15 protein-coding genes are annotated in these 19060 nt (G+C 29.2%); 9 read left to right on the top strand and 6 right to left on the bottom strand.

Annotated features, from left to right (window positions below; genetic code table 11):
* Position 1: 1 nt before the first annotated feature.
* Genes L8X97_RS02570 through L8X97_RS02560 form a run of 3 tightly spaced genes read right to left on the bottom strand, consistent with a single transcriptional unit; the run spans position 2 to position 4405 of the window.
* Entirely contained in the window at positions 2–1342 is a 1341-nt protein-coding gene (locus L8X97_RS02570; protein ID WP_263662545.1) for a TolC family protein, read from the bottom strand.
* A 1-nt stretch (position 1343) separates the two neighbouring features.
* Positions 1344–3275, bottom strand: a complete 1932-nt coding sequence (locus L8X97_RS02565; RefSeq protein WP_263660066.1) for an ABC transporter permease — start codon at positions 3273–3275, stop codon at positions 1344–1346.
* Entirely contained in the window at positions 3272–4405 is a 1134-nt protein-coding gene (locus L8X97_RS02560; RefSeq protein WP_263660067.1) for an efflux RND transporter periplasmic adaptor subunit, read from the bottom strand. Before L8X97_RS02560 ends, L8X97_RS02565 begins: the two co-directional genes overlap by 4 nt.
* A 133-nt stretch (positions 4406–4538) precedes the next feature.
* Here L8X97_RS02560 and L8X97_RS02555 point away from each other — a divergent pair, with 133 nt between their 5' ends.
* Together L8X97_RS02555 and L8X97_RS02550 are read left to right on the top strand one after the other, a co-directional pair.
* Complete coding sequence (locus tag L8X97_RS02555; RefSeq protein WP_133318817.1) at positions 4539–5147, top strand: NAD(P)H-dependent oxidoreductase; 609 nt, start codon at positions 4539–4541, stop codon at positions 5145–5147.
* Positions 5148–5216: 69 nt separating this feature from the next.
* The gene (locus L8X97_RS02550) at positions 5217–8729 is read left to right on the top strand and encodes an acyl-[ACP]--phospholipid O-acyltransferase (RefSeq protein WP_263662544.1); all 3513 of its coding nucleotides are present in this window, start codon (positions 5217–5219) and stop codon (positions 8727–8729) included.
* Positions 8730–8759: 30 nt separating this feature from the next.
* Here the strand turns inward: L8X97_RS02550 and L8X97_RS02545 are convergent, their stop codons facing one another.
* Entirely contained in the window at positions 8760–10769 is a 2010-nt protein-coding gene (locus L8X97_RS02545; protein WP_263662543.1) for a CocE/NonD family hydrolase, read from the bottom strand.
* Positions 10766–12016, bottom strand: coding sequence for an MFS transporter (locus L8X97_RS02540; RefSeq protein ID WP_263662542.1), 1251 nt, complete (start codon positions 12014–12016; stop codon positions 10766–10768). The genes L8X97_RS02545 and L8X97_RS02540 overlap by 4 nt, the downstream gene beginning before the upstream one ends.
* A gap of 242 nt (positions 12017–12258) precedes the next feature.
* On the opposite strand from L8X97_RS02540, the gene L8X97_RS02535 reads away from it, so the two are divergent.
* From L8X97_RS02535 to mnmH, 7 genes are read left to right on the top strand one after another with little or no spacing between them, the layout of a single operon-like run.
* The gene (locus L8X97_RS02535; RefSeq protein ID WP_220567115.1) at positions 12259–13203 is read left to right on the top strand and encodes an NAD(P)-binding domain-containing protein; all 945 of its coding nucleotides are present in this window, start codon (positions 12259–12261) and stop codon (positions 13201–13203) included.
* Positions 13197–13889, top strand: coding sequence for a tRNA1(Val) (adenine(37)-N6)-methyltransferase (locus tag L8X97_RS02530; RefSeq protein ID WP_220567116.1), 693 nt, complete (start codon positions 13197–13199; stop codon positions 13887–13889). Before L8X97_RS02535 ends, L8X97_RS02530 begins: the two co-directional genes overlap by 7 nt.
* On the top strand, positions 13879–14250 hold the full coding sequence (locus L8X97_RS02525) for a YkgJ family cysteine cluster protein (protein WP_220567117.1): 372 nt from the start codon (positions 13879–13881) through the stop codon (positions 14248–14250). The genes L8X97_RS02530 and L8X97_RS02525 overlap by 11 nt, the downstream gene beginning before the upstream one ends.
* Entirely contained in the window at positions 14226–15461 is a 1236-nt protein-coding gene (locus L8X97_RS02520) for a tetratricopeptide repeat protein (RefSeq protein WP_220567118.1), read from the top strand. The genes L8X97_RS02525 and L8X97_RS02520 overlap by 25 nt, the downstream gene beginning before the upstream one ends.
* Positions 15446–16048 carry an indole-3-glycerol-phosphate synthase TrpC gene (locus L8X97_RS02515; protein WP_133318809.1) on the top strand — a complete coding sequence of 201 codons (603 nt, stop codon included), beginning with the start codon at positions 15446–15448 and terminating at the stop codon, positions 16046–16048. Before L8X97_RS02520 ends, L8X97_RS02515 begins: the two co-directional genes overlap by 16 nt.
* On the top strand, positions 16048–16536 hold the full coding sequence (locus tag L8X97_RS02510) for an HIT family protein (RefSeq protein ID WP_220567120.1): 489 nt from the start codon (positions 16048–16050) through the stop codon (positions 16534–16536). Before L8X97_RS02515 ends, L8X97_RS02510 begins: the two co-directional genes overlap by 1 nt.
* On the top strand, positions 16529–17512 hold the full coding sequence (gene mnmH, locus L8X97_RS02505) for a tRNA 2-selenouridine(34) synthase MnmH (protein WP_263659103.1): 984 nt from the start codon (positions 16529–16531) through the stop codon (positions 17510–17512). The genes L8X97_RS02510 and mnmH overlap by 8 nt, the downstream gene beginning before the upstream one ends.
* Here the strand turns inward: mnmH and L8X97_RS02500 are convergent.
* Entirely contained in the window at positions 17507–19027 is a 1521-nt protein-coding gene (locus L8X97_RS02500) for an inorganic phosphate transporter (RefSeq protein WP_133318806.1), read from the bottom strand. The genes mnmH and L8X97_RS02500 overlap by 6 nt on opposite strands.
* Positions 19028–19060: the final 33 nt, after the last annotated feature.

Raw genomic sequence — 19060 nt, 5'->3', positions numbered from 1 at the left:
TTTACTCTGAAATTAAAACAATATTATGATATAAATTAATATTTTTAAGCAAAGATAGCTTTGCTCTGCTAAGCTCTTGGAGTGAATTTATAAGCAAAGCATCCGCATCAAGATAATCTTTTAGTTCACTGCGACCTAATTCATATTTTTCTAAATATAGCTGTGTAATTTTTTCTTGATTAACATTAATGTCTTTTACTAATTTTAACAAATCATTATAATACTTGTCATTTTCATAACAAAGTTTAAATTCATGGATAGTTCTTTGTAATACATCTTTATATTCAACCAAACGAGCTTGATATGCTAATTCAGAAATTTTTACATTTTGTTTTACTCTATAAAAGTCCAAAAATGGTAAGTCAATGGCGACATTGCCTCCTAAAATTAAAAATTTAAAACTCTCATCAATATTCTTATCATTCCCATCTAAATTTCCCAATATTTTTATGCTAGGTAAAATACTTTTTTGCACACTTGTATAATCCTTGTAAGAAGCCATAAGTTGATTTAGTTTTGCTTGAACTTGTGGTCTATAAGCAAGCATTTTTAATTCTATATCAAAATTAATTTTTTGCAAAGAAAAATCTTCAAGAGTATAATTTAGCATTTTATTAATCAAATGCTCATCATCTTTACCCAGTAAGTCTTTTATATTTTTAAGAGTTAAGTCTTTATTTTGCAAATTTGTAATGATATTTTGTTTAGTGTTTAATAAAGATTTTTTAATATTTAAAAGATCTATATATTCAACTTTTCCATAATTAAGTTTAGTAGTATAAATTTCTAGCATTTGCTCTAGATTTTTTAAATGTTTGTTTAATAAATGATCTACATCATTGAAATAAATAAATTCAAAAATACTATTTATCGCTAAATTAATCGTATCAAACTCTAAAGAGCGTAACTCATACTCACTTGCTTTTACTAAAAATTCAGAATTAGCAACTTGATCTGAAATTTTGCCATATATATCAAGCTCATAATTTAACATAATGCCATTTGAAAAACTATGCGTTTTTGCGCCATTGTTTAAATTTTTTCTTATATTTGCACCAAAATTTCCACTCAAAGTAGGATAAAGATCTAAATTTAAAAGCTTATATCTAGCTAAAGTACTTAAAAAATTAACCCTTGCTATATTTAAGTCTTTATTATTATCAATAATAGCTTTTAAGATATTATTTAAGTCTTGATTATTATATTTTTCCCACCAAGCCTTGCTTGCGTTAAAATCTTCAAAATATTCTTTTTTTATTTGCTCTTGAGATACTTGCTCTAATTTTACTCCTACGCAGGCATTTAAAAAAAAGGCTATAAAAAATAATAAAAATATTCTCATCTCATTCCTTTGATAAAGCACTAATAGGATTTAAATTTGCTGCATTTTTTGCTGGGAAAAATCCAAAAACCACTCCGATTAAAACCGAACTTAAAAGCCCTAAAAATACCGAATTTAATGAAAGTATCATCGTAAAACCAAAATTTAAAGAATTAAATACTTCAATGATGATAAAAGAAAGCATTACTCCAAAAATAGCCCCTAAAGAACAAATCAACACAGCTTCGATTAAAAACTGCATTAAAATATCTTCTTTTCTAGCTCCAATAGCCATTCTAACTCCAATTTCTCTTGTGCGCTCACTTACTGAAACAAGCATGATATTCATCACACCAATACCACCTACTATCAAAGATACCACTGCAATAGAAGAAATAAGTAAAGTCAAAGTAGCAGTATTTTCCTCAATGGCATTTTTAATCGCGTCAGAATTTATAGTAAAAAAATCTTTTTTTCCGCGTTTAATCTCTAAAATTTTTACCATAGCTTCTTCAGCCAAAGCAGGATTTACCTCATCTTTTACCTTAGTTACTATAGCTCTTATTTGTTTATCTCCTGTGATTTTATTCATCAAAGTAGAATAAGGAGTATAAATTTTAATGGTATTTTCATCAGCTCTAAAGCCTTTATTATCTCTTTCTTTTTTTAAAACACCAACTATAGTTAAAGGTTGCTTGTTAAAAATCACGCTTTTACCTAAAACATCTTTAACGCTGATATTATCAAATAAAATTCTCAAAGCATTTTCATCTATAATGCAAATATTAGTATTATCTTTTATATCTTCATTATTAATAAACCTACCATCTACCATCACAAAACCTCTAAGTCTTAGATGATTTGGTCCTACTCCATAAATTCTAGCTTGTAAAGAATTATTCTTATAAGTTACCACCCCTATTTTACCCACATCTGCTTCTACTGCTTCTAAATAAGGCAAAGAACTTAAGGTTTTTAAATCGCTTAAATTAAGCCTTGTTCTGCCTGATCGAATATCTCCCAAGCCACGCCCTGAAACAACTTCTATAGTATTAGTCCCAATAGAGCTAATAGAAGCAAGTATGTTTTGTTGGGCTCCAAGCCCTAAAGCAACCACGCAAACTACTGAAGCTATGCCTATGATAATACCAAGCATAGTAAGCAAAGAGCGTAGTTTGTGTGCTACAATGGAAGCTATGGACATTTTCAAACTTTCAAAAAGCTGATTTTTAAGCAAATTAAAGCTTTTTTTCTCTTTTGGCATTAACTTAGCTTTTATTTCATCTGCTTTTTTTGCACCATTATCACTTATAATCTTACCATCTTTAATTTCTATAACTCTTTTTGCTCTAGCAGCTATTTCCCTATCATGAGTGACTAAAACTACGGTGTGTCCTTGCTCATTTAGTTTATTTAAAATTTCTAAAACTATCTTACCGCTTTTAGAATCAAGCGCACCCGTTGGCTCATCTGCTAAAATAAGCTCACCACCATTCATCAAAGCTCTTGCTATGGAAACTCTTTGCTGTTGCCCACCACTTAGTTCATTTGGCTTAGAAAGTTCTTTATGATCAAGCTCTAAAAAAGAAAGTAATTCTTTAGCCTTTTGTGATCTTTCTTGTTTGTTTTTACCTGCATAAACAGCAGGTAAGGCTACATTATCTTTAGCATTTAAAAGACTAAGCAAATTATATCTTTGGAATATAAAACCAATTTTTTCGCGTCTAATTCTTGCTTTTTCATCTTTGCTTAAATTAGTTACTTCATATGCATCTAAAAAATATTTTCCACTACTTGGTTCATCAAGTGTGCCTATAATATTTAAAAGAGAGGTTTTACCACTTCCTGATTGTCCTATAATGGCTACAAATTCTCCCTTTTGAATATAAAGATTAATATTTTCTAAAATAGTTGTATTATTAATCTTTTTTTGTATATTTTCTAAGCGTATCATTTTTTATTTTTACCTATGATAACTAAATCACCCTCATTAATACCATCTAAAATTTGAGTATTTAAACTATCTTTGATACCTAATTTAACAGGTGTTTTTACACTTATATTATTGGCTTTTAAAATTTCTACATAATAACCACTTGTATCGCTTTTTATAGCTAAAGTTGGTATAACTAAAGTATTATTTTCTGTTTTAATAGCAATTTCATTTTCTGTACTCATACCTATGCGTAAAAAATTATTATCATTTTTTACAAAAACCCTTGCATAATAATACACAGCGCTAGTGCTAGTACTTGAGTTTGAGTTTAAATTTGTATTGCTTGTTGCATCACTTATGGTAGTATTTGCTGGATCTATACTTGAAATAGTTGCTTCATATTTTTTATCAGGCTCATTTAAAATGCTAAATTTTACCTTTTTTCCAACACTAATTTTATTAATATCAGCTTCAGCTATTTGCATACGAATTTCCATTTCACTTAAATCAGCCAAGCGCACTATACTTGGTGTATTTTGGTTTGCATTTACAGTTTGCCCCTCTTCAACTGCTACATTGATAATCTCACCCTTACTAGGTGCAGTTATAGTAGTATAAGCTAAATCTTTTTGAGCATTTTTTAAAGAAATTTCAAGTTGAGTAGTTTGAGCTTTTAAATCAGCCACATTTGCTCTTAAGGCATAAAAAGTATTTTTAAGATTTTCAAGATTTTCTAAAGAGGTAGCCTTTTTGGCATAAAGTTTTTGCTCTCTTTGGTATTGTTTAGTAGCTATATCAAGAGCGATTTTTTTACTTTCTAAATTTGCCTTTGCACTTTCAAGTCTAGCTTTAGTAATATCTAAATCATTTTGTTGTTTATCTTTATCAATTTGTGCGATTAAATCACCCTCATTAACACGATCGCCCAATTTTACATATAGTTTAGTAATTTGCCCACTAACTTGTGCACCAACATCAACTTGGGTTTTTGCATAAACTTCACCTATTGCTTCTATGCTTTGAGTAATGTCTTGTTTTTTAACCTCATAAGTTAGATAATTATATTCTTCCTTATTTGCAAAAAAGTAAAAATACACCCCTATAATAAGTATAATCAAAAATATGCTCAAATAAATTATTTTTTTCATTTTAATCCTTTAAAAACCGCATAATAAAACATTTGTGTGAAGTAAAAATAAAATTGTAGCAATAAAATATAATTTTAACAATTTTAAAGCTTATAAGGTATAAGATAAATTAAACTAAAAATAAGGAAATTATATGCAAGATTATTTAAATTTAATGCAAAATCGCTCTTCCATTAGAGCATATACTCAAGAAAAAATTTCTAGAGAGAACTTAGAATATATCTTAGAATGTGCTAGATTATCTCCTAGTTCTTTAGGGCTTGAACCTTGGAAATTCTTGGTTTTTCAAAAAGATGAACATAAAAAAGAAATTGCCAAAATAGCTAACAATCAAAATCATGTAGCAAATTGTGCTGCTATTATTGTTGTGATCTCAAGAGCTGATTTTAAAGATTATTTTGAAGAAAAACTAAAAAAGCGTGGTTTAAGCCAAGAAGAATTAAACAAACGCTTGCAAACCTATAAGCCATTTTTAGACGCAATGGATTTAGAACAAAGTTTTATTTATGCAAAAGAGCAAAGTCATCTTGCTATTGCAAATATTATCAATGCTGCTTATAGTTTAAATTTAGGTTCGTGTATTATCGGTGGCTTTGATAAAGATAAAATCAATCAATATTTAAATTTAGACACTACCAAACAAAGAGTATCTATGCTTATTGCTCTAGGACATGCCCAAAAAAATTCTAGTACAGAAAAAGCTCGTTTTGCATTTAATGAAGTGGTAGAATTTAAAGATTAATCAAATATCAAAACTCCATTTAAATTTTATATAATAAAATAATATTTTTAAAATAAAATGGAGTTTTAAATGCAAGGAAATTTTTTAAAGATTTTTGGCGTATTGCCATTTTTAGCAGTAGCTTTTATTAACGCTTTTGTGGATTTAGGACACAAAATCATCATACAAAATACCATTTATAAATTTTATGAAGATAGCACCCAACTTTTTCTAACTGCTATTGTCAATGCTTTAATGCTTTTGCCTTTTATTCTTATGCTTTCACCATCTGGATTTTTAGCGGATAAATTTCCTAAAAATAAAATCATGAAAATATCTGCATTATTTTCAGTAATATTAACTTGTATTATTTGTTTGTGTTATTATCTTGGAGCATTTTGGCTTGCATTTACAATGACTTTTATCATGGGAGTGCAATCTGCCTTATACTCTCCTGCAAAATATGGCTTTATAAAAGAATTAGTAGGAAAAGAGTTTTTAGCTATGGGAAATGGAGCTGTCAATGCAGTAAGTATTGTGGCTATTTTAGCCGGTATGGCAGTATTTTCTCTAAGCTTTGAAATGCTTTTTGAGTCAAATTTTAACACTCCTTCGGATATTTTAACACAAATTGCACCTTTGGGTTTTGTATTAATAGCTTTTGCTTTATTAGAACTTTTTTTAGCTTATAAACTTCCTAGCTTAAAAGAAGAAGATAAAAATTTAAGTTTTGATAAAAAACAATATTTACAAGGAAAGCTTTTAACCTCTAATTTAAAAACAATATTTTCTCATAAAATTATTTGGCTTTGTATTATAGGAATTTCACTTTTTTGGGCCATATCACAACTTTATTTAGTGAGTTTTCCTGTATATGCAAAAAATGATCTTTTCATAGAAAATACCTTTTATGTACAATGCTCTTTAGCTTTTTCTGGTATAGGAGTGATTATAGGATCGCTTATTAGTGGTAAGTTTTCTAAAAATTACATCGAATTAGGTCTTATACCACTAGGTGCTTTAGGGATTTTTCTAATGAGCATTTTAATGCCATTTTTAGAAAACTTACTAAGTTATAGTGTAGTATTTTTTATTTTTGGTTTAAGCGGAGCATTTTTTATCATACCTTTAAACTCTCTAATACAATTTCATGCAAAAGAAAATGAACTAGGAAAAGTCTTAGCAGGAAATAATTTCATACAAAATATTTTTATGTTAGGCTTTTTAGCACTAGCTACTTTTGCTGCTTATGCTAAAATTGAAGTGATAAATTTATTTTATTTTATCATCGCTGTAGCATTTTTTGGAAGCGTTTATGTGCTAAGTAAATTGCCTTTTTCTTTAGTGCGTTTATTAATGAGTATAGCGTTTTTTCAACGCTATCGTTTATTAGTAGAAGGTTTTGAGAATATTCCTGAAAAAGGTGGAGCATTATTACTTGGTAATCATGTATCTTTTATAGATTGGGCTATTGTACAAATGGCTATACCAAGAAAAATTTATTTTGTTATGGAAAAAAGCATTTATTCTAAGTGGTATATTAAAATTTTTCTTGATAAATTTGGAGTTATTCCTGTTTCAAGTGCTTCTAGTAAATCAAGCTTAGAGCTTATTGCTATGCATATTAAAAATGGAAATTTAGTTTGCCTTTTCCCAGAAGGAGTGCTTTCACGCCATGGACAGCTTAATGAATTTAAAGGTGGATTTGAGTTAGTTTGCTCAAAATTAGAAGAACAAGATGGAGTGATTTTACCTTTTTATATTAGAGGACTTTGGGGAAGTGCTTTTTCAAGAAGTGATGAAGAATTTTCAGCAAGAAACCGCAAAATAAGCAAAAGAAAAATCGCTATTGCTTTTGGAAAAAGCTTGCCAATACACACTAAAAAAGAAGTGGTTAAAGCAAAGGTTTTTGAACTTTCATTTATTGCTTGGAAATCTCAATGTGAAAGTATGCATACTATAGCCAGAGCTTGGATAGATAGCGCTAAAAGAAATTTAAGTCAAATAGCTATTGTTGATCCTTTAATAGGTGGTATTACCTATAGAAAAATGCTTGCTTTAAGTTTAGTTTTTAGCTCTTTTATAAAAAATAGATCACATGAGTTAAATATACAACCTACCCAAGGAAGCTATGCTCCAAAAGAAGAATGTATAGGAATTTTGCTCCCTGCTTCCATGGCTAGCTCTCTTTGTAATCTAGCTGTATTACTTGCAAATAAAATCGTGGTAAATTTAAATTTCACAGCAGGTGTAAAAGCAATAAATCAAGCCATTCAAAGTTCTCAAATTCAACAAATTTATACTTCTAGAAAATTTATGGAAAAATTAGAAAATAAAGGCATAAAACTAGAATTTGAAGAGCATGTTAGAATTATTTTTATGGAAGATATTATCGCAAACTTTAAAAGACAAAAACTCAAAATCTTTTCTATGCTTGCTTTAGTAAGTATCTTACCTACTTGTTTAATAAAAGCATTATTTGCATCTAATAAACAAAACCTTGCCATAGCTGCTATATTATTTAGTAGTGGTAGCGAGGGAGTGCCTAAGGGGGTAATGCTAAATAATCGTAATATTTTAAGCAATATAGCTCAAATTTCAGATGTATTATGTGCAAAAAATGAAGATGTTGTCTTATCTTCTTTGCCACCTTTTCATGCTTTTGGATTAACTGTAACTACTTTTATGCCTTTATTAGAAGGGATTAAAAGCATAACACATGCTGATCCAACAGATGCGCTAGGTGTAGCAAAAGCTATAGTAAAAAATAATGTTAGCATTATGTGTGCTACTTCAACTTTTTTGGGTATTTATGCAAGAAATAAAAAACTTGATGCGATTATGTTTGAAAGCTTAAGGATTATTGTTTCAGGTGCTGAAAAACTCAAAAGCGAAGTAAGAACTGCCTTTGAAATGAAATTTAAAAAACCTATTTTTGAAGGCTATGGAGCTACTGAAACCACTCCGGTTGCAAGTGTGAATTTACCGAATAAATTTGATCCTGACTATTGGATTTTACACCGTGCAAATAAAGAAGGTAGTGTAGGTATGCCTTTACCAGGAAGTGCTATACGCATAGTAGATCCATCTACTTATGAAAGTTTAAATCATGGAGAAGATGGATTAATACTCATTGGTGGCCATCAGGTTATGGTGGGTTATTTAAACAATAAAGAAAAAACCGATGAAGTTATCAAAGAAATCGATGGCATACGCTGGTATAATACCGGCGATAAAGGCCATGTAGATGAGGATGGCTTTTTATATATAGTAGATCGTTATTCTCGTTTTGCAAAAATTGGTGGCGAGATGATATCTTTAGGAGCTTTAGAAGAAGAAATTGCTAAATTTATCAATACAGATATAGTAAAATTTTGCGCAGTTGCACTAGATGATGATAAAAAAGGTGAAATGGTATGCTTATTAGTAGAATGCCAAGAGCAAGATTTTGAAGGAATTTGCGAAGCGATTAAAAACTCTACTATGCCTGCTATTTTTAAACCAAGTAAATATTTTAAAGTAGAACAAATTCCACTTTTAGGTTCTGGTAAAGTGGATTTAAAAGGCGCTAAAGATTTAGCTAAAATCTTGCAAGAAAATTAATTCCCAAAGTAAATTTTACTTTGGGAAATTTTATAAACTATTTCTTTTAGTTTTACAATCATATTTTTTATCAAAAACAAGCTTATTATTTTCCTTAACTACTAATTTTCCCTTAATATAAAAATACTCCAAATCGCTAGTTTGTATTAAGATTATATCCGCCTCCATCATACAACCCTCGCGTCCTATTTGCATTGTTTGGATAATGGTATATTGCGCGCTTAATGGATTTTCATTTTGAAGTTTTAATTCTCTTTTTAAATTATGCTTTACTAAAACATCAACCTCATCAAATCTATAAACACCTTCTCCAAAAACCCCGCCAACACCATCTGTAATACAAGTCCAAGTATCGTTTAAAATATCATAAGAAATGCTTCTATCTACCCTACCTTCTTCTAAAAGTGTTATTGGGGTTAAAGGAGCACTTTGTGCTTGCATATTGATTTTATCGCTATCTTGACCATTAAAACATGGTAAATTAAATTCACACTCATTTAAATCTAAAGTCAAGGTTGAAATTTTTGGCATAGGCCAAAACATAGGCCAAAAAGAATTTGCTAATGATAATCTTATCTTAGAACCCTTGGCAAATCTATATCCACAAGCATCAAGTTTGATTTGCTTTTGGATAAATTCATCTTTTTTTAAAGGTATAAATTGCTCTTTATTATCACTTAATGCAAGATTGATTACTCCATAACTTACTCTTTTTACAAAACCATCAGCTCTAACTTCACTAAGTTGAGCAAAGAGCATAGCTTTTTCTTGATCGCTTGCAATTTTTACATTTAACATAGGAAAGCCTAAGACATCTAAATCTTGTTCTAAAAAATCACTTTCAAAAACAACTGCCATCCCATCATCCAACCTTTGATCGCTAGGACTTTCTCCTAAAACACCAGCTCCCATCCACTCTCCTGATAAAAGCCCATGATTTAATGGAGTGTTAATTTTGATAAATTCACTTGATTTTTTACATGTTAGTTTATACGGATTTAAATAGTATTTTTTATAGCTAATATCATTTTCAAAATCATTTAAAGCAACAAAACGACCTTCTACTTTCTCTGTTTTTGAATTTGGCTTAGAGCTATTTTCAATATATGCTTGTATCATAGGAGCTTCAAGTGCATCGTTTTCTTCATTTTTAAGCCATTTATCCCACCATTTAAGTGCTTCTTGTAAAAAACCCATTGCAGGCAAAGGTAAGCCATCATGAGGATAAACATGAGCCCAAGGACCAACGATAGCTTTTTTTGGAACTTTCAAAGCATTCATTAGAGTAAAAACAGGATTAGTATAAGAATCAGCCCATCCATCTAATGCAAAAACAGGAACTTGTATATCATCATAATTTTCCCCAACAGATCCATGCTTCCAATAATCATCTTTTAAAGTATGCCCAAGCCATAATGTGGGCCATAAAGGCATGTTCTCAAGCCTATTGAACCATTTTTTTCTACCATTTGGATCAATTTTTGGATCAACAAAGCGCGATTGATATGCAAGCATGATATTACCCCACCAAAAATTATCATTAAGCAAACATCCGCCTTTATAATGAATATCCTCATTAAACCTATCATCAGTAAAACCTACTACTATAATTGCTTTTAAATTTTTAGGTCTTCTTGCTGCAACTTGTAAAGAATTAAAGCCACCCCAAGATTTACCCATCATACCAATATTCCCATCACACCATTCTTGCTTTGCAATCCACTCAATGACTTCTAAGGCATCATCTTGTTCTTGTTTTAAATATTCATCTTCTAATAAACCATCAGATTCCCCACTTCCTCTAATATCAACCCTAACAACCGCATAGCCATTACCACTAAAATATCCGTGCATAGGCTCATCTCTACCCCTTGTTCCATCATTTTTTCTATAAGGAATGTATTCTAATATAGCAGGAACTTTTTCTTTTACTTGAGGAAGCCAAATTCGTGATGAAAGCTTAGTGCCATCTTTTAAAACTATCCATTCATTTTCTATTACTCTAACCTTGTTTTTAAAGTTAAAAACAATTTCCTTCATTTCATCTCCTTTTTATTGTATTTTTTAATCCAAATCAAACAAAACATTACACCCAAAATAGCCATAACTATCATGATGGTAAAATATATATGAAAACCTTTTACACCTGGGTATCTATCTAATAAATCTCCAGCAAGTAATGGTGCAAAAACTTCAGGCAAATACCCAAAAGTAGATACAATACCTATAGCCATACCCGCTAAATGTATAGGAATTTTTCCCTCACTAAGTAAAGAATAATAAATTCCAAAATTAGAATACATAGCTATATAAATTACGACACAAGCAGAAGTTAAAACACTCATTTGTAAAAATCCATTTAATTTTGAACTAAGCATTAAAAAAATAACACCAATTCCCATTAAAATAAAGCCTATCATCATTATTTTAGCTTTTCCATATCCATCTGCTATAAATCCACCCACTACAGAAGAAACCGGACGAATATATTGAGCCAATACCGTTAAAATAGCTGCAAAAACAGCAGAAGTTCCTATAACATTGCTTGCATAAGGAGTAAAATAATAAAAACTCATGTTAAAAAAATATGTACAAAAAGTAATAGCAACCACAAGCCAAAGAGCAGAATTTTTCAAAAGAAAAACCAAGTCTTTGATTTTAATCTTCTCACTTTGCTCATTAATATCATCTTTCAAAAGAAAAAACAATAAAATAGCACTTGCAATAGGAGCTATAGAATAAAACACAATAACCATTTCTATACCTTGTGCGGCCAAGGCTTTTGTTTGAAAATATCCAAAAATACTCGTAGCTATAGCCAAATGTGCAGCACCAACAACTCCTCTACCGCCTTCAAAAATTCCATAAGCCCTTGCTTGTTCTTTAGAATTTGCTAAGTTCCTTACTATTTTCATCAAAGAAGGCCAAAAAGTTAATAAAGAAGTAATCCCCCAAATTCCATAAATAATCAAAAGTGCATTTAAAGAAGTAAAATATAAATGCAATAAACCACCAAGTCCTGTAGCAATTAAAGAAAAAATCAATAATTTTTTTGGTGCAAAACGATCTGCTAAATAACCTCCTAAAGCATAAGAAAACAAACCAAGCAATCCATAAGCACTACCCAAAAGCCCCATTTCAAAATTATTTAAGTGATAAAGACTCATATAATCATCATAATAATACTTTCTAAAATAAGGCAAACCATAAATAATAGATCCGCAAAAGGATAATAACAATAATGTTAAAAAATTATTTTTTAAACTTTGTCCTGTATTTTGTCCCATCAAAAACTCCTTTTGCATACTATATATAATTTTTATGTTTTTTTGCTTTTATGTAAGTGATTTTATGCAAAAAATATTATAATAATATCATTTTAATCTACTTTATTATAAAATTTTATTAATTTAATAATTTATAAGCATAAAAAAATTTATTTACAAGATAAAAATAATTTCTGTTTTTTATTTTTTATTATTGTTTTTTTGATACATTTACATAAACTAAAAATTAAAAAAGGGAAATAATGAAAATTTTTGATATGGTAGTTATTGGCGCTGGCCCTGCAGGTATTGCAGCTGGAGTAGAAGCTAAAATAAAAAATAAAGAAGTTATTGTTTTAGAAAAAGCTGATGCGATTTGTCAAACCTTAGTAAAATTTTACAAAGAAGGCAAAAGAGTAGACAAAGCTTATAAAGGTTGTGATAGCACAAATCATGGACATATAAATTTTGAAGATGGAACCAGAGAAAGCACAATAGAAACTTTCCAAAATGCCATTAAAGAGCACAATCTTGAAGTAAAGCTTTCTAGTGAAGTTGAAAGTGTTAAAAAAGATGGAGAAAATTTCATAGTTAGCACTGCAAATGAAAATTATATTTGTAAAAATGCAGTTATTGCCATAGGTAGAATGGGTAAGCCAAATAAACCAAACTATACTTTACCTATAACTTTAACTAAAATCATCAATTTTAATGCAAATTCAACAAGCCAAGATGAAAAAATCTTAGTTGTAGGCGGTGGAAATTCAGCAGCAGAATACGCTATAGATTTAGCTAAAAATAACGATGTTACACTTTGCTATAGAAGAGAAACTTTCTCAAGATTAAATGATATTAATCTTGAAGATATTCAAAAAGCTTTTGAACAAGGCAGTGTAAAAGCAAAACTCGGCATAGATATAACTGGTATTGAAGATGAAAATGGTAAAGCTAAAGTAAATTTCACTAACAATACAAGTGAAATTTATGATCGCATTATTTATGCTATTGGTGGTTCAACCCCACTTGATTTCTTACAAAAATGCTCTATAGAAGTTGATGAAAAAGGTGTGCCAAGCTTTGATGAAAACAAAGAAAGTAATGTAAAAGGATTATTTGTAGCAGGTGATATAGCGAGTAAAAACGGAGCTTCTATTGTAGTGGGTTTAAATGATTCATTTAAAATCTGCGATCATCTTTATAAATGCTAAAACTCTTTCAATATTCAAAAGGCTATCGTTATAATAATGATAGCCTTTTACTTTTTGACTTTTTATCTAAAAATAACTTAAAAGGAAATATCCTTGATATAGGATGTGGATGTGGAATTTTAGGACTTTTAGTAAAGCAAAAATTTCCAAATTCAAAAGTTTATCTACTAGATATTCAAGAGCAAAATATCAAACTAAGTTATAAAAATGCCAAAGAAAATAAACTTGAAATTCAAAGCATTTGCGAAGACTTTTTAAACTATAAAAGTGATATAAAATTTGATTTTTTGATCTCTAATCCTCCATTTTATAAAAAAAATACACAAAAAAGCCAAGATTTGCATTTATGTATATCAAGATATCAAGAATTTATGCCGCTTGAGAAGATGTTTGCTAAAATAAATACTTTAATCAAGCCAAATGGTAGTTTTTTTATGTGCTATGAGGCAAGTTTTTTAGATGAAATTTGTGCTTATTTAAAACAATTTAAATTAAAACTAGTTTCCCTTCAATGCATTCACACCAATACACAAACTAATGCAAGGCTTGTTTTAATGCATATTAAAAAAAATAGTAAAAGTCCTTGCGCGATAATGCCTACGCTTTTTATGTATGAAAATAATGTTTTAAATCCAAAAATTAGTGAAATTTATGAAAATACAGGAACTATAAGCTATGATATGTGAAAAAGACTTTGATTATTCTTTTGATGAAAATGCTTGTAAAACATGCGGTGGAAAATGCTGCACTGGAGAAAGTGGATATATCTATGCTAGCAAAGAAGAGCTAGAAGCTATTGCTGCTTTTTTAAATTTAAACTTTGAAGCCTTTAAAGAACAATACCTTATCAAAGTTGGATTTAAATATAGTTTTAAAGAAGTAAAGCATGAAAATGGCTATCGTTGTATTTTTTTTGATACAATGTATAAAAAATGTTTAATTTACAAGCATAGACCAAAACAATGTAGAACTTTTCCATTTTGGGAGTATTTTAAAACACACAAAGAGGAGTTGAAAGAAGAATGTATAGGGGTTTGCTTTCACTAATTATCGTTTTTATCCTAACAAACCTTGCTTTGGCTAAAAGCGAAGATAAAATCTTACAAGCACTCATTTATGAAGAACATGGACAGTTTCAAAAAGCATGTGATATTTATACAAATTTATTTCATGAAAATAATGAAAGTATCTATTTGCAAAAAGCATTGCTTTTAGCTTTGGGTGCTAACTTAAAACAAAAAGATGAACTTTTAAAAGCCTCTAAAGAATTTTTAAATCATACAGCTATTGCAAGATTAAATGCTTTGCATTTTTTTGAAATAGGAGATTATAAACAAGCCGAAACTATACTTTATAAACTCATTAAAGAAGAGCAAGATTATAGAAACTATGAAATACTAGGTGATATTTTTGCTAAAAAAGCTTTATACACCAAAGCTTTAGAGCAATACAATCTTGCTTATAAGCTTTTTGAACATGAAAATTTATTACTTAAAATAGTTGAAATTAATATTAAAAATAAAAATATTGATCAAGCTAAAAAAGCTTTAGAAGAATTTGTAAAAAATTCACAATGTACTCTTAAAACATGCACCCTACTTTTAAAAATTTATCAAGAGCAAAAAAACAATAAGGCAAGTATTCAAACCCTTGAAAAACTATATAAACTCAACAATGATATTAAATATATATATGCTATGATAGAATTACTAGTGCAAGAAAAAAATTATAAACAAGCTCTAAATTTAGTCCAACAATACAACATAGATCCTGATACTAAAATTTTCTTATATACACAAACAAAAAATTATAAAAAAGCTTACGAAATAGCTTTAAAACATTATGAACTTAGCAAAGATAAAAAATACCTTTCTATGGCAGGGGTTTTAGAATTTGAAATTTATATGGATTCTAAAAGTAAAAAAATCACGGATCCAAAAATTCTAGCTTCTATTATGAAAAAATTTGAACAAAGTGTAGATGTGCGTAGCGATGCTTTATATCAAAACTACTATGGCTATGCCTTAATCGAATATGATATTGATATTGCAAAAGGCATAGAATTAGTAGGCTGGGCACTTGAACAAGAACCACAAAATCTTTACTACCTAGACTCTTTAGCTTGGGGCTATTATAAACTTAAAAATTGCAAAAAAGCTTATGAAATTTTACAAAAAACATTCCACGATAAAGAATTTGCAAATTCCCAAGAAAGCAAAGATCACTTAAAGGCCATTGAAAAATGTTTAAAACAATAGATTTAAAAGATCATTTTTCAAAAACACAAAAAATTCTAGAAAATAAAAAAGAAATTTTTCCTTATGATATGCTAGGCAGAAGCCTAGCTTCTAATGCTTTTTATCCTAAAGATATTTACACACTTTTGCTTGAAAGAAAACTTTCGCATTTTTTATACTCCAAAGATTTAAATTTTAATCATGAAAATTTTGATGCTATCGTTTTACCAACAAGTCCTTTGCTTAATCAAGACATACAAAATTTAAGTCTTTTTAGACGCTATCATGAAAAACCCATTGTGCAATTTGACTTTATTTTTGATGAATATCAAATTTTAGAAAGCTTGGTATATGGAGCTGATGCGTTTATTGTATTTCCTAAAATGCTAAAAACTATGCAACTAAAAAAACTTTATAATTTTGCAATACATCTTGGCTTAGAGGCCATTTTTTATATTGAAAGCAAAAGCGATCTTAATAATGCTATTTTAGCAGGAGCTAGAATTTTTTTATTAGAAGATGAAAAGCTATTACCTTTGATACCAAAAAATAAAGCTCTTATAAGTAAAAATATCAAAAATCTGCATGCTTGCATAAAGGAGAGTTGATGGAGTATTTATACGCACCTTGGAGGGATGTTTATTTTAATAATAAAGATAAAAATTTTTGCCCTTTTTGTCATTGTAAGTATGAACTCAATGAAGATGAAAAACTTGGGGTAATTTTTAGAGCTAAAGAATGTTTTGGCATTATGAATAAATACCCTTATAGTCCGGGTCATTTCATGATTATCCCTTATGATCATTTAGAAAATATAGAAGATTTAAATAATGATACATGGCTAGAAATTAGCCATTTTGTGCGTATTGGAGTTAAAATTTTAAAAGAAAACTTTCATGCTAAGGGTGTTAATATAGGTATGAATTTAGGCAGTGCAGCAGGAGCTGGCATAGCGCCGCATTGTCATTATCATTTAATCCCAAGATGGCAAGGGGATACAAATTTTATCACTACCATAGGACAAACTAGAGTTTGTGGGAGTGATTTGGAAAAAGTTTATACCACTTTATGCAAAGCTTTTAAAGATTATGTATAAAGAAGTTGATTTTGAAAATTTTTTAAAATTTAATTTTGATCTTTTAATTGATGTAAGAAGTCCCAAAGAATACAAACTTGCTCATATAAAATCTGCGCAAAATTACTACGCACTAAATGATAATGAATTTGAAGAAATAGGCACACTTTATAAGAAAAATAAAGGCTTAGCTAAAGCAAAAGGTGCAAGTTATATTTGTAAAAATATGAGTGAACATATTAATAAACTTTATCAAAATTATAAAATAGGTTCTTTGGTGGGAATTTATTGTGCAAGAGGTGGTAAAAGATCAAAAGCTATTGCTTTAATCTTAGCTGAACTTGGTTATAGAGTTGTAAGATTAGAAGGTGGATACAAGGCCTATAGAAGTTATGTGAGTGAGTTTTTTAGGAAAGATTTAAATATTGAGTTTTTATGTCTTTGTGGTAATACAGCAAGTGGTAAAAGTGATTTAATCGAAACTTTAAATAATGCTTTAAATTTAGAAAAACTAGCTAACCACCAAGGATCAAGTTTTGGTAAAATTTATGGAGAACAACCAAGCCAAAAAGCCTTTGAAGATAAGTTGTTTTATTTTTTAAAAGATTATACTCACAAAACTTGTTTTATAGAAGCTGAAAGCAGACAAATTGGAAATTTAACTATCCCACTAAATTTATACAATAGTATGCAAAAAGCTAAGAAAATTTGGTGCGAGTGTGATATAAATTTACGCATTCAAAGAGTTTTAAAAAACTATACTCCAATGGATAAAAAAGTATTTTATCAATGCGTTGAAAAAATATCACCTTATATCAGCAAGGATTTTAAATTAAGACTTTGTAAAAATTATGAAGAAAATAATTTAGAACTTTGTGTAAAAATGCTTTTTGAATATTATGATAAAGTATATAAAAAACCTGCAAAAATTGATTATTTTATAAATAGCTCTAATTTAAATGAAGCTAAAAAATATCTTATGAGTTTAAACTCATAAGATTATATTTACAAAAATTACAAAAATAATACTTGAAAGAATTCCAGCAACTGGTAAAGTAATAACCCAAGCTAAACCAATAGGTTTCATCATACCCCATTTAGCATCTTTATTAAACACCCCTATACCCAAAATAGCGCCGATTAAAATATGGGTTGAGCTAACTGGAATTCCAAGTTGAGTTGCTAAAAGTATAACAATACTTGCACCAAGTTCAGCACTAAAGCCTGTTGTTGGCTTAATTTCTGCTAGTTTTGAACCAACAGTTTGAATAACTTCTTTACCTAAAAACCAAAGTCCAATAACCAAAGCTATACCAAACATAAGCATTACAGCAAATGGCACTGGCGAACTTGGATTAATGGTGTTGTTTTTAAGCACATCTAAAATCGCAGCAAATGGCCCAAGAGCATTAGCTATATCATTAGCTCCATGCGAAAAAGCAAAACTAGAAGCAGTAAAAATTTGAAACCACGAAAAAATCTTTTCTATAGTTTTATTTACTTCAGTTTTTTTCATCAATCTTACAACAGCCAAAGTAACTATATAAGCAAAAATAGAAATAATAGAAACTATCCATAAATTCTGCACCATATCTAAAGTAGAAACTTTATTTAAACCTTTAAATAAAAACATTGACGCTATTATTAAAGCAGCTATCCCTGCAACCAAAGGAACATGGAATTTCATTTTAGAAAAAACATCTATATTTTTTTCTTTTTCTTTTAATTCTTTAATTTTTAACTTATATTCACTTCTTTTTTCATCGTCATCTAAAACAATGGCGCTTAATTCTTTAATTTGCTCTTCTTGACTTTTGTTTTTTAAATTGATAAAAAAATTTTCTTTAAACTCCTTTTTTTCTTTTTTAATTTCTTTTATTTGCATATTAATCAAAGCCGAAGGTTGAAGTATTTTTTTATAAATATAAGCATAAATTAAATACGCCACAAGTCCACCAAGTAAAGGAGAAATAACCCAACTCATAGCTATTTTATAAATACCATTCCAATTTACCATAGAAAAAGCTTGGTCTTGATCAAAAAATACAAACCCCATAGCTATACTTGAACCTACAATACCACCTATAATGCTATGAGTAGTAGAAACTGGAAGTCCTTTTTTTGTTGCTATAAATAACCAAATACCTGAACTTAGCAAAGCTGAAAGCATAACACATACAAATACCATAGGATCAACACTATCTGGTAAAACCACTATACCACTTCTTATAGTATTAGTTACTTCCCCACCTGCAAACACAGCCCCACTTAATTCAAATACTGCTGCAATAATTAAAGCTTGCTTAATAGTAACTGTCTTAGCTCCCACGCTAGTGCCAAATGAATTTGCAACATCATTACCGCCAACATTAAAGGCCATAAAAATTCCAAATACACTAGCAAGAATAAATAATATCATGGAATTATTAGGAATGTAATTATAACCCCAAACAAAAAAACACAAAACGCTTACAATAAAAATAAAAAATGCAATGGTATTGTCTTTACTCAAGCATTCTCCTTAAGAAATTATTTTAAGAATATT

The sequence above is a fragment of the Campylobacter sp. CNRCH_2013_0671h genome, assembly GCF_025773055.1.
Taxonomy (GTDB): Bacteria; Campylobacterota; Campylobacteria; order Campylobacterales; family Campylobacteraceae; genus Campylobacter_D; species Campylobacter_D lari_D.
This window is presented reverse-complemented; position numbering and strand designations above follow the sequence as displayed.